Raw genomic sequence first — 12,669 nt, forward strand, 5'->3', positions numbered from 1 at the left:
CCCCGTCCTGGTGCGTTTTTGCGCTGTCTTGGTGCGCGCGCTGCGCCGAATCGGGGCGTCGGCCCCGCCGGAATGGGGCGGGGCGTCGAGGCGCACGGCTGGCAGCAAAAGCCGGGCCGGATCAGGCGGCCGAGGTGCGCGGGAAGGTTTCGTCGTTGCGCAGGGTGAGGATCTCGTAGCCATCGGCGGTGACCAGCACGGTGTGCTCCCATTGCGCGGACAGCTTGCGGTCCTTGGTGATCGCGGTCCAGCCGTCGCCGAGCAGGCGGGTCTCCGGGCGGCCCTGGTTGATCATCGGCTCGATGGTGAAGATCATGCCTTCCTTCAGCTCGATGCCGGTACCCGCACGACCGTAGTGGAGGACCTGCGGCTCCTCGTGGAACACCTTGCCGATGCCATGGCCGCAGTATTCGCGGACCACCGAGAAGCCGTTCTTTTCCGCGTGCTTCTGGATGATTTCGCCGATATCGCCCAGGTGCGCGCCCGGACGCACCACGGAAATGCCCTTGTACATGCATTCCTGGGTGATCTGGCAGAGGCGGTCGGCCCATTCCGGGGTCTTGCCGACCAGGAACATCTTGCTGGTGTCGCCGTGGTAGCCGTCCTTGATGACGGTGATGTCGACGTTGAGGATGTCGCCTTCCTTCAGCGGCTTCTCGTTGGGGATGCCATGGCAGACCACATGGTTGATCGAGGTGCAGATCGACTTGGGAAAGCCCTTGTAGTTCAGCGGGGCGGGAATCGCCTTCTGCTCGTTGACGATATAGTCGTGGCAGATGCGATCCAGCTCCTCGGTGGTCACGCCGGGCTTGATGTGTTCGCCGATCATTTCCAGCACTTCGGCGGCCAGGCGGCCGGCGATGCGCATCTTCTCGATATCGTCGGGCGTCTTGATGGTGACGGTCATGCGAATTCTCTTCGGGCGTGCAAGCACGCATGAATAATAAGGAATACGCGATTCTAGCAGACCTGACCGACCGATCTACTCCCGCCCGGCCATCCGCGGCGGGTTTCACTGCGTCCACGGTTATGGTATAAAGCGCCCCGCTCCGAGGCTGCGGCCTTTTCCGGAGCACAAACCCACACATGCATCGACACGATGGCCTGGGTGCCCGCAAGGGTTGGTCATTGGGATGCGTGGAGGCCTAACCCGACTTATCGAGGAACTATCATGTCCCAAGTCAACATGCGCGATATGCTGAAGGCCGGTGTGCACTTCGGCCACCAGACCCGTTACTGGAACCCGAAAATGGGCAAGTTCATTTTCGGCGCGCGCAACAAGATCCATATCATCAACCTCGAAAAGACCCTGCCGATGTTCAACGAGGCCCTGACCTTCGTTGAGCGCCTGGCCGCTGGCAAGAACAAGATCCTGTTCGTCGGCACCAAGCGTTCCGCCGGCAAGATCGTTCGCGAGGAAGCCGCTCGTTGCGGCATGCCGTACGTCGACCATCGCTGGCTGGGCGGCATGCTCACCAACTACAAGACCATCCGTCAGTCGATCAAGCGCCTGCGCGACCTGGAAACCCAGTCCCAGGACGGCACCTTCGACAAGCTGACCAAGAAAGAAGCCCTGATGCGCAGCCGTGACCTCGAGAAGCTCGAGCGCAGCCTGGGCGGCATCAAGGACATGGGCGGCCTGCCGGACGCTCTGTTCGTGATCGACGTCGACCACGAGCGCATCGCCATCACCGAAGCCAACAAGCTGGGCATCCCGGTCATCGGCGTTGTCGATACCAACAGCAGCCCGGAAGGCGTCGACTATGTAATTCCCGGTAACGATGATGCCATCCGCGCCGTGCAACTCTACCTGAACTCGATGGCCGAAGCGGTAATCCGCGGCAAGCAGGGCGCTGCCACCAGCGCCGACGAGTTCGTCGAGGAAGCGCCGGCCGAATCCGCCGAAGGCTGATTCCGGGACGTTCAGACGTCCGACGGTGCGCAGGAAGGGGGCTAGGCCCCCTTTTTGCCACCTTTGAGTTTCTGCCCGGCAGGCCGGGCACAAAGGTTTTTTGAGAGCTACCACTCAAGAGGATTTCGAAATGGCAGAAATTACTGCAGCCATGGTTAAAGAACTGCGCGAGCGTACCGGCTTGGGCATGATGGAGTGCAAGAAGGCGCTGACCGCCGCTGGCGGCGACATCGAGAAGGCCATCGACGACATGCGCGCTGCCGGTGCGATCAAGGCTGCCAAGAAAGCCGGCAACATTGCCGCCGAAGGCTCGATCGCCGTCAAGATCGCTGCCGACAACAAGGCCGCCGTGATCATCGAAGTCAACTCCCAGACCGACTTCCTGGCCCTCCAGGACGACTTCAAGGGCTTCGTCGCCGAGAGCCTGGAAAAGGCCTTCAACGAGAAGCTGACCGACGCCGCTCCGCTGGTCGAAGCACGTGAGGAAGCTCGTCTGGCCCTGGTCGCCAAGACCGGCGAGAACGTCAACATCCGCCGCCTGACCCGCGTCGAGGGCGACGTGGTCGGCGCCTACCTGCACGGCCACCGCATCGGTGTCGTGGTCAACCTGAAAGGCGGCAACCCGGAACTGGCCAAGGACATCGCCATGCATGTCGCTGCCAGCAACCCGCAGTTCCTGAGCGCTTCGGAAGTTTCCGAAGAAGCGATCGCGAAAGAGAAGGAAATCTTCCTGGCGCTGAACGCCGACAAGATCGCCGGCAAGCCGGAGAACATCGTCGAGAACATGGTCAAGGGCCGCATCAGCAAGTTCCTCGCCGAAGCGAGCCTGGTCGAGCAGCCTTTCGTGAAGAACCCGGAAGTGAAGGTCGGCGACCTGGCCAAGCAGGCCGGCGCCGAAATCGTTTCCTTCGTTCGTTACGAAGTGGGCGAAGGCATCGAGAAGGCCGAAGTGGACTTCGCTGCCGAAGTTGCCGCTCAAGTAGCCGCCACCAAGCAGTAACAAAGACGGTTTCGACTGTCGCCCCGGAAGAGGCTGCCCGCTGATGCGTGCGGCCTCTTCGTCAAATGGGGAAGCGTTCGGGGCAGCTTCCGCGTTGCCGGCCCGCTCGGCGGGCTCGCACGCAACGCAGGCGCAAAGTCGTCTCCGCCCACGACGGCCCGGCCGTCACGTATTTTTATCGCCGCAGGAGAAAAGGTCATGGCTCAGCAACTGAGCGCTCGTCAACCTCGCTATAAACGCATTCTTCTAAAGTTGAGCGGCGAAGCCCTGATGGGCTCGGAGGAGTTCGGCATCGATCCCAAGGTGCTGGACCGCATGGCGCTGGAAATCGGCCAGTTGGTCGGGATCGGCGTGCAGGTCGGCCTGGTCATCGGCGGCGGCAACCTGTTCCGCGGAGCGGCCCTGTCCGCGGCCGGCATGGACCGGGTGACCGGCGACCACATGGGGATGCTGGCCACCGTGATGAACGGCCTGGCGATGCGCGATGCGCTGGAGCGCTCGAACATCCCCGCGCTGGTGATGTCGGCGATCTCCATGGTCGGCGTGACCGACCACTACGACCGCCGCAAGGCCATGCGCCACCTCGGCGGTGGCGAGGTGGTGATCTTCTCCGCCGGTACCGGCAACCCGTTCTTCACCACCGACTCGGCGGCTTGCCTGCGCGCCATCGAGATCGACGCCGACGTGGTCCTTAAGGCTACCAAGGTCGATGGCGTGTACACTGCCGACCCGTTCAAGGACCCGAATGCCGAGAAGTTCGAGCGCCTGACCTATGATGAAGTGCTCGACCGCAAGCTCGGCGTGATGGACCTGACCGCCATCTGCCTGTGCCGTGACCAGAACATGCCGCTGCGGGTGTTCAACATGAACAAGCCGGGCGCATTGCTGAATATTGTTGTTGGTGGTGCCGAAGGCACCCTGATCGAGGAGGGTTGAGAATGATCAACGAGATCAAGAAGGAAGCGCAGGAGCGCATGGGCAAGACCCTGGAAGCGCTGGGCCATGCCTTCGCGAAGATTCGCACCGGTCGCGCGCATCCGAGCATCCTGGATAGCGTGATGGTTTCCTATTACGGGGCCGATACGCCGCTGCGCCAGGTCGCCAACGTCACCGTGGAAGACTCCCGTACCCTGGCCCTGGCCGTGTTCGACAAGAGCATGATCCAGGCGGTCGAGAAGGCCATCATGACCTCCGACCTGGGGCTCAACCCGGCCACCGCCGGCACCACCATCCGCGTACCGATGCCGGCCCTGACCGAGGAGACCCGCAAGGGCTACACCAAGCAGGCGCGTGCCGAGGCCGAGCAGGCGCGGGTTTCCGTGCGCAACATCCGTCGCGATGCGCTGGCCCAGTTGAAGGACCTGCAGAAGGAAAAGGAAATCAGCGAGGACGAAGAGCGCCGCGCCGGCGACGACGTGCAGAAGCTGACCGACAAGTTCATCGGTGAGATCGAGAAGGCACTGGAAGCCAAAGAAGCGGACCTCATGGCTGTCTGAGGCCGGGCTGACGTCATGGAAAAGACCCGGAAGGATGTGTGCGTGCCACGCCACGTGGCCATTATCATGGACGGTAACAATCGCTGGGCGAAGAAGCGTCTTCTGCCCGGCGTCGCCGGCCACAAGGCCGGTGTCGATGCCGTCAGGGCGGTGATCGAGGTCTGCGCCGAGGCAGGGGTCGAGGTCCTCACCCTGTTCGCGTTCTCCAGCGAGAACTGGCAGCGTCCGGCGGACGAAGTCAGCGCGCTGATGGAGCTGTTTCTCGTGGCCCTGCGCCGCGAGGTGCGCAAGCTCGACGAGAACGGCATCCGCCTGCGCATCATCGGCGATCGCACGCGTTTCCATCCGGAGTTGCAGGCGGCCATGCGCGAAGCGGAAGCCGCCACTGCCAGCAATACCCGTTTCCTCCTCCAGGTCGCCGCCAACTACGGCGGCCAGTGGGACATCGTCCAGGCCGCACAGCGCCTGGCGCGCGAGGTCCAGGGCGGGCACCTGGCGGCGGACGATATCTCCGCCGAGCTGCTCCAGGGCTGCCTGGTGACCGGCGACCAGCCGCTGCCCGACCTGTGCATCCGCACCGGCGGCGAGCATCGCATCAGCAATTTCCTCCTCTGGCAGCTGGCCTATGCCGAGCTGTATTTCTCCGACCTGTTCTGGCCCGACTTCAAGCACGCGGCGATGCGGGCTGCCCTGGCGGATTTCTCCAAGCGCCAGCGCCGCTTCGGCAAGACCAGCGAGCAAGTCGAGGCCGAGGCCCGTCCGTCATGCTGAAACAACGGATCATCACGGCGCTGGTGCTCCTGCCCATCGCGCTGGGTGGTTTTTTCCTTCTCGAAGGGGCGTTCTTCGCCCTGTTCATCGGCGCGGTGGTGAGCCTGGGGGCCTGGGAATGGGCGCGCCTGGCCGGCTATGAACAGCAGTTCGGCCGCGTTGCCTACGCGGCGACGGTCGCCGTACTGATGGTCGCTCTCTACCATCTGCCGCAGCTTGCCGGAGCCGTGCTGCTGCTGGCGCTGGTCTGGTGGACGCTGGCCACCGTGCTGGTGCTCACCTACCCGGAAAGCGTCGGCTACTGGGGCGGCCGCTGGCGCCGCCTGGGCATGGGCCTGCTGATCCTGTTGCCGGCCTGGCAGGGGCTGGTCCTGCTCAAGCAGTGGCCGTTGGCCAATGGCCTGATCATCGCCGTGATGGTGCTGGTCTGGGGCGCGGATATCGGCGCCTACTTCTCCGGCAAGGCCTTCGGCAAGCGCAAGCTGGCGCCGCGGGTCAGCCCCGGCAAGAGCTGGGAAGGCGTTTACGGCGGCCTGGCGGCCAGCCTGGCGATCACCCTGGCGGTCGGCCTCTACCGCGGCTGGTCCCTCGGCGCGCTGCTCCTGGCCCTGCTCGGCGCGGCGCTGGTGGTGTTCGTCTCGATCGTCGGCGACCTCACCGAAAGCATGTTCAAGCGCCAGTCCGGAATCAAGGACAGCAGCAACCTGCTGCCCGGCCACGGTGGCGTGCTGGATCGCATCGACAGCCTGACGGCCGCCATCCCGGTGTTCGCGGCGCTGCTCTGGGCCGCCGGCTGGGGTGCGCCATGAGCCGGCCGCAGCGGATCAGCGTGCTCGGCGCGACCGGCTCGATCGGCCTGAGCACCCTGGACGTCGTCCAGCGTCATCCCGATCGTTACGAAGCCTTCGCCCTGACCGGCTTCAGCCGCCTGGCCGAACTCGAGGCGCTGTGCCTCAGGCACCGCCCCGTCTATGCGGTGGTGCCGGAGCAGGCCGCGGCGATCGCCTTGCAGGGCTCGCTCGCCGCGGCGGGTATTCGCACCCGGGTGCTGTTCGGCGAGCAGGCGTTGTGCGAAGTGGCCAGCGCGCCCGAAGTGGACATGGTAATGGCGGCCATCGTCGGCGCCGCCGGGCTGCCGTCGACCCTGGCGGCCGTCGAGGCCGGCAAGCGCGTACTGCTGGCCAACAAGGAAGCGCTGGTGATGTCCGGCGCGCTGTTCATGCAGGCGGTCAAGCGCAGCGGCGCGGTGCTCCTGCCGATCGACAGCGAGCACAACGCGATCTTCCAGTCGCTGCCGCGCAATTATGCCGATGGCCTGGAGCGGGTCGGCGTGCGCCGGATCCTCCTGACCGCCTCCGGCGGCCCGTTCCGCGAGACGCCGCTGGAGCAACTCGCTTCGGTGACGCCGGAGCAGGCTTGTGCGCACCCGAACTGGTCGATGGGGCGGAAGATTTCCGTCGACTCCGCCAGCATGATGAACAAGGGGCTCGAACTGATCGAGGCGTGCTGGCTGTTCGACGCCCAGCCGAGCCAGGTCGAGGTGGTGATCCACCCGCAGAGCGTGATCCACTCGATGGTGGACTACGTCGACGGTTCGGTGATCGCCCAGCTCGGCAATCCGGACATGCGCACGCCGATTTCCTATGCCATGGCCTGGCCGGAGCGAATCGATTCCGGCGTTTCGCCGCTGGACATGTTCGCCGTCGGTCGCCTGGATTTCCAGCGCCCCGACGAGCAGCGCTTCCCCTGCCTGCGCCTGGCGAGCCAGGCCGCGGAAACCGGCGGCAGCGCCCCGGCCATGCTGAATGCCGCGAACGAGGTGGCCGTGGCCGCATTTCTCGAGCGGCACATCCGCTTCAGCGACATCGCGGTTATCATCGAGGATGTGCTGAACCGCGAGGCGGTGACCGCAGTCGAATCGCTCGATCAGGTCCTGGCCGCCGATCGCCGCGCGCGTTCGGTCGCCGGGCAATGGTTGACCCGACACGCCGGCTAGTCTTCGGACGGCCTGGAGGTAGGAGATGAGTGCGCTTTACATGATCGTCGGTACCCTGGTGGCCCTGGGCGTGCTGGTGACGTTCCACGAATTCGGCCACTTCTGGGTCGCGCGACGCTGCGGGGTGAAGGTCCTGCGCTTCTCCGTCGGCTTCGGCACGCCGCTGGTGCGCTGGCACGACCGGCACGGCACCGAGTTCGTGGTGGCGGCCATTCCGCTGGGCGGCTACGTCAAGATGCTCGACGAGCGCGAGGCGGAAGTACCGGCCCATCTGCTCGAACAGTCCTTCAATCGCAAGACGGTCCGTCAGCGGATCGCCATCGTCGCGGCTGGTCCCATCGCCAATTTCCTACTGGCGATTCTGTTCTTCTGGGTCGTCGCCCTGCTCGGTAGCCAGCAGGTGCGCCCGGTCATCGGTTCCGTGGCGCCGGAGAGCCTGGCCGCCCAGGCCGGCCTGGAGGCCGGGCAGGAACTGCTGGCGGTGGACGGCGAGCCCGTCACCGGCTGGAGCGGGGTCAACCTGCAGCTGGTTCGCCGTCTCGGCGAGAGCGGTACGCTGGAAGTGCGGGTGCAGGAAAAGGGCTCGAATGTCGATTCCACCCACCAGGTGCGTCTGGATGGCTGGCTGAAGGGCGAGGACAATCCCGATCCCATCGCCTCGCTGGGCATCCGGCCCTGGCGGCCGGCCTTGCCGCCGGTGCTGGCCGAACTCGACCCCAAGGGGCCGGCGCAGGCCGCCGGGCTGAAGCTCGGCGACCGCTTGCAGAGCATCGATGGCATCGCCGTCGACGACTGGCAGCAGGTGGTGGACAGCGTCCGTGCCCGTCCCGGGCAGCGCGTCCAGCTCAAGGTACTGCGCGACGGCGAAGTGCTGGATGTTGCCCTAGAGCTGGCGGTGCGCGGCGAGGGCAAGGCCCGGAGCGGCTACATGGGGGCGGGGGTCGCCGGTACCGAATGGCCGGCGGAAATGCTCCGCGAAGTGAGCTACGGACCGCTGGAGGCGGTGGGTCAGGCGCTTTCCCGAACCTGGACCATGAGCCTGCTAACGCTCGACTCCATAAAGAAAATGTTGCTCGGCGAGCTCTCGGTAAAAAACTTGAGCGGGCCGATAACCATTGCTAAAGTGGCGGGCGCTTCAGCCCAGTCTGGCGTGGGGGATTTTCTCAATTTCCTGGCCTATCTGAGCATTAGCTTGGGGGTTCTCAACCTGCTGCCGATCCCTGTCCTCGATGGCGGGCATCTGCTGTTCTATCTGGTTGAGTGGGTGCGCGGGCGCCCATTATCCGAACGGGTACAGGCTTGGGGGATGCAGATCGGCATCAGTCTGGTCGTTGGCGTGATGTTGCTCGCTCTGGTCAACGATCTGAGTCGTCTGTAGTCATGTTGAATTCGAATCTGCCGCCCTTTGCGGCAGATTCTCTATTTGTCAGTTGGAAAAAAAGGACTCCATGAAACGCTTTCTGCTACCCGCGCTGCTGTCAGCGCTGATGATCGCCGAGGTTCACGCCGAGTCCTTCACTGTTTCCGATATCCGGGTCAATGGCCTGCAGCGCGTGTCCGCCGGTAGCGTGTTCGCCGCCCTGCCGCTGAACGTCGGCGAGACCATCGACGACCAGGCCCTGGTCCAGGCCACCCGCTCCCTGTTCAAGACCGGTTTCTTCCAGGACATCCAGCTCGGCCGCGATGGCAACGTGCTGGTAGTCACTGTAGTCGAGCGCCCGTCGATCTCCAGCATCGAGATCGAGGGCAACAAGGCGATTTCCAAGGAAGACCTGCTCAAGGGCCTGAAACAGTCCGGCCTGGCCGAGGGCGAGATCTTCCAGCGCGCCACCCTCGAAGGCGTGCGCAACGAGCTGCAACGCCAGTACGTGGCCCAGGGCCGCTACTCGGCCGAGATCAACGCGGAAGTGATCCCGCAGCCGCGCAACCGCGTCGCGCTGAAGATCAACATCAACGAAGGCACGGTCGCCGCGATTTCCCACATCAACGTGGTGGGCAACACCGTCTTCTCCGAAGAAGACCTGACCGACCTGTTCGAACTGAAGACCACCAACTGGCTGTCGTTCTTCAAGAACGACGACAAGTACGCCCGCGAAAAGCTCTCCGGCGACCTCGAGCGCCTGCGCTCCTATTACCTGGACCGCGGCTACATCAACATGGATATCGCCTCCACCCAGGTATCCATCACGCCGGACAAGAAGCACGTCTACATCACCGTCAACATCAACGAGGGTGAGAAGTACACCATCCGCGACGTGAAGCTGACCGGCGACCTGAAGGTGCCGGAAGAGGAAGTGAAGCGCCTGCTGCTGGTACAGAAGGGCCAGGTGTTCTCGCGCAAGGTGATGACCACCACCTCCGACCTGATCACCCGTCGCCTGGGCAACGAGGGCTACACCTTCGCCAACGTCAACGGCGTGCCGGAAGCCCATGACGACGACAAGACCGTCTCGGTGACCTTCGTCGTCGACCCGGGCAAGCGCGCCTACGTCAACCGCATCAACTTCCGCGGCAACACCAAGACCGAAGACGAAGTGCTGCGCCGCGAAATGCGCCAGATGGAAGGCGGCTGGGCCTCCACCTACCTGATCGACCAGTCCAAGGCCCGCCTGGAGCGCCTTGGCTACTTCAAGGAAGTCAACGTCGAGACCCCGGCGGTTCCCGGCACCGACGACCAGGTCGACGTCAACTACAGCGTCGAAGAGCAACCCTCCGGCTCGATCACCGCCAGCGTCGGCTTCGCCCAGAGCGCCGGCCTGATACTCGGCGGCTCGATCAGCCAGAACAACTTCCTGGGTACCGGCAACAAGGTCAGCATCGGCCTGACCCGCAGCGAATACCAGACCCGCTACAACTTCGGCTTCGTCGACCCCTACTGGACCGTCGACGGCGTCAGCCTTGGCTACAACGCCTTCTACCGGAAGACCGACTACGACGAACTCGACGTCGACGTCGCCAGCTACTCGGTGAACAGCCTGGGCGCCGGCATGAGCATCGGCTACCCGATCAGCGAGACCTCGCGCCTGACCTATGGGCTGAGCGTGCAGCGCGACCAGATCGACACCGGCCGCTACACCGTGGACGAGATCTACGACTTCCTCGACAAGGAAGGCGACAACTTCACCAACTTCAAGGCTTCCATCGGCTGGTCCGAATCGACCCTGAACAAGGGCGTGCTGGCCACCCGTGGTCACTCGCAGAGCCTGACCCTGGAAACCACCCTGCCGGGCAGCGACCTGTCGTTCTACAAGATCGACTACCGCGGGCAGGTCTTCGCCCCGCTGACCGACAACTACACCATGCGCTTCCACACCGAGCTGGGCTATGGCGATGGCTACGGATCCACCGAGCGCCTGCCGTTCTACGAGAACTACTACGCCGGCGGCTTCAACTCGGTGCGGGGCTTCAAGGACAGCACGCTGGGGCCTCGTAGTACCCCCTCTAGGGCTTACAAGGATGGGAAGATCATTCCTGGGCCTGATGAGCGTGGTCGCTACACCGACCCGGACCAGGATCCCGAAGCCTTCGGTGGTAACATCCTGATCACCGGCGGCGCCGAGCTGCTGTTCCCGCTGCCGTTCGTCAAGGACCAGCGCCAGTTGCGTACCGTGCTGTTCTGGGACGTGGGTAGCACCTTCGATACCGACTGCCCGACCAAGACCACCACCAACTGCGACGGCATCAAGACCGACAACCTCGCCAGTTCCGTGGGCGTCGGCCTGACCTGGATCACCGCGCTGGGCCCGCTGAGCTTCAGCCTGGCGACGCCGATCAAGAAGCCGGACAACGCGGAAACCCAGGTCTTCCAGTTCTCCCTGGGCCAGACCTTCTGATTTGTACGTAGTACCGAGTAACGAAACCATGCTTTGTGCAGGAGTGCATCGTGCGTAAGTTCACCCAGTTCGTCCTGATCACCGCAGCCATCATGGCGGCTCCTTCGGCGTTCGCTGAAATGAAGATCGCGGTGCTCAACTACCAGATGGCGCTGCTCGAGTCCGATGCCGCCAAGCAATACGCCGTGGATGCCGAGAAGAAGTTCGGCCCCCAGCTGAACAAGCTGAAGAACCTCGAACGCGACGCCAAGGCGCTGCAGGACAAGCTGGTTTCCAACGGCAGCAAGATGTCCCAGGGCGACCGCGAGAAGGCCGAGCTGGACTTCAAGCAGAAGGCCCGTGACTTCCAGTTCCAGTCCAAGGAACTGAACGAGTCGAAGGCCGCCGCCGACCGCGACATGCTGAAGAAGCTCAAGCCGAAGCTGGACCAGGCCGTCGAGGAAACCATCAAGAAAGGCGGCTACGACATGGTCATCGAGCGTGGCGCCGTGGTCGACGTCAAGCCGCAATACGACATCACCCGCCAGGTGATCGAGCGGATGAACCAGCTGCGTTGATGATGAGCACCTTGTCCTACACCCTGGGCCAGCTGGCCGCGCATGTCGGCGCGGAACTCCGTGGCGACGCGGACCTGCCGATCCAGGGCCTGGCGACCTTGCAGGAGGCCGGACCGGCTCAGCTGAGCTTCCTGGCCAACCCGCAGTATCGCAAGTACCTGCCCGAAAGCCGTGCCGGCGCCGTCCTGCTGACGGCTGCCGACGCCGACGGGTTCTCCGGTACCGCGCTGGTGGTGGCCAATCCCTACCTGGCCTATGCCAGCCTGTCGCACCTGTTCGATCGCAAACCGAAGGCGGCCGCCGGTATCCATCCCACCGCCATCGTCGCGGCGGACGCCGAGGTCGATCCGAGCGCCAGCGTCGGCGCCTATGCGGTGATCGAGAGCGGCGCCCGCATCGGCGCTGGCGTCAGCATCGGCGCGCACTGCGTAATCGGCGCCCGTAGCGTGATCGGCGAAGGCGGCTGGCTGGCGCCGCGGGTCACGCTCTACCACGACGTCACCATCGGCGCGCGGGTGAGCATCCAGTCGGGCGCGGTGATCGGCGGCGAAGGCTTCGGTTTCGCCAACGAGAAGGGCGTCTGGCAGAAGATCGCCCAGATCGGCGGGGTGACCATCGGCGACGACGTCGAGATCGGCGCGAACACCACCATCGACCGTGGAGCACTGTCCGATACGCTGATCGGCAACGGTGTGAAGCTGGACAACCAGATCATGATCGCGCACAACGTGCAGATCGGCGATCATACCGCCATGGCCGCTTGCGTCGGCATTTCCGGCAGCGCCAAGATCGGCAGGCATTGCATGCTCGCCGGCGGCGTTGGCCTGGTCGGCCATATCGAGATCTGCGACAACGTTTTCGTGACCGGCATGACCATGGTGACCCGCTCGATCACCGAGCCGGGATCGTATTCCTCCGGTACCGCCATGCAACCGGCGGCCGAATGGAAAAAAAGCGCCGCGCGCATTCGTCAACTGGACGACATGGCGCGTCGACTTCAGCAGCTGGAAAAACGCCTGGCTGCCGTGACCTCAAGCGGTGACGCTTCATCTGATGCGTAATTGACGTTTTTTGCGTCACCCTTTTCTGAACAGGCTCCCCCTA

12 protein-coding genes are annotated in these 12,669 nt (G+C 64.1%); 11 read left to right on the top strand and 1 reads right to left on the bottom strand.

The genetic code is table 11. The features are described from left to right. Nucleotides 1-121 precede the first annotated feature (121 nt). Nucleotides 122-907, bottom strand: a complete 786-nt coding sequence (gene map, locus LT948_RS05530) for a type I methionyl aminopeptidase (protein ID WP_003092395.1) — start codon at nt 905-907, stop codon at nt 122-124. Between the two features lie 264 nt (nt 908-1,171). On the opposite strand from map, the gene rpsB reads away from it, so the two are divergent. The 11 genes from rpsB (at nt 1,172) to lpxD (ending at nt 12,626) form a co-directional block, all read left to right on the top strand. Further along, a complete protein-coding gene (rpsB, locus tag LT948_RS05535; protein WP_003092394.1) occupies nt 1,172-1,912 on the top strand; it encodes a 30S ribosomal protein S2 in 741 nt (246 codons plus the stop codon). A 130-nt stretch (nt 1,913-2,042) separates the two neighbouring features. Next, nucleotides 2,043-2,912, top strand: a complete 870-nt coding sequence (gene tsf / locus LT948_RS05540) for a translation elongation factor Ts (protein WP_003092393.1) — start codon at nt 2,043-2,045, stop codon at nt 2,910-2,912. A 198-nt stretch (nt 2,913-3,110) separates the two neighbouring features. Next, nucleotides 3,111-3,848, top strand: a complete 738-nt coding sequence (pyrH, locus tag LT948_RS05545) for a UMP kinase (RefSeq protein ID WP_003092391.1) — start codon at nt 3,111-3,113, stop codon at nt 3,846-3,848. 2 nt (nt 3,849-3,850) lie between these two features. After that, entirely contained in the window at nt 3,851-4,408 is a 558-nt protein-coding gene (gene frr, locus LT948_RS05550) for a ribosome recycling factor (protein WP_003092390.1), read from the top strand. A gap of 15 nt (nt 4,409-4,423) precedes the next feature. After that, nucleotides 4,424-5,179 (top strand): polyprenyl diphosphate synthase, encoded by a 756-nt coding sequence (gene uppS, locus LT948_RS05555; RefSeq protein WP_003129937.1) that lies wholly within the window; start codon nt 4,424-4,426, stop codon nt 5,177-5,179. Further along, nucleotides 5,173-5,988, top strand: a complete 816-nt coding sequence (gene cdsA / locus LT948_RS05560) for a phosphatidate cytidylyltransferase (RefSeq protein ID WP_003092388.1) — start codon at nt 5,173-5,175, stop codon at nt 5,986-5,988. Before uppS ends, cdsA begins: the two co-directional genes overlap by 7 nt. Next, nucleotides 5,985-7,175 (top strand): 1-deoxy-D-xylulose-5-phosphate reductoisomerase, encoded by a 1,191-nt coding sequence (ispC, locus tag LT948_RS05565; RefSeq protein ID WP_003113864.1) that lies wholly within the window; start codon nt 5,985-5,987, stop codon nt 7,173-7,175. The genes cdsA and ispC overlap by 4 nt, the downstream gene beginning before the upstream one ends. A 25-nt stretch (nt 7,176-7,200) precedes the next feature. Beyond that, entirely contained in the window at nt 7,201-8,553 is a 1,353-nt protein-coding gene (rseP, locus tag LT948_RS05570) for a sigma E protease regulator RseP (protein WP_009313536.1), read from the top strand. 70 nt (nt 8,554-8,623) lie between these two features. Next, nucleotides 8,624-11,008 (top strand): outer membrane protein assembly factor BamA, encoded by a 2,385-nt coding sequence (bamA, locus tag LT948_RS05575; RefSeq protein ID WP_003098590.1) that lies wholly within the window; start codon nt 8,624-8,626, stop codon nt 11,006-11,008. Between the two features lie 50 nt (nt 11,009-11,058). Further along, nucleotides 11,059-11,565: an OmpH family outer membrane protein gene (locus tag LT948_RS05580; protein WP_003098586.1), complete on the top strand. Its 507-nt coding sequence runs from the start codon at nt 11,059-11,061 to the stop codon at nt 11,563-11,565. Next, entirely contained in the window at nt 11,565-12,626 is a 1,062-nt protein-coding gene (gene lpxD / locus LT948_RS05585) for a UDP-3-O-(3-hydroxymyristoyl)glucosamine N-acyltransferase (RefSeq protein ID WP_003092378.1), read from the top strand. Before LT948_RS05580 ends, lpxD begins: the two co-directional genes overlap by 1 nt. Nucleotides 12,627-12,669 lie beyond the last annotated feature (43 nt).

Source organism: Pseudomonas sp. CP-1, from assembly GCF_021213715.1.
Taxonomy (GTDB): domain Bacteria; phylum Pseudomonadota; class Gammaproteobacteria; order Pseudomonadales; family Pseudomonadaceae; genus Pseudomonas; species Pseudomonas aeruginosa.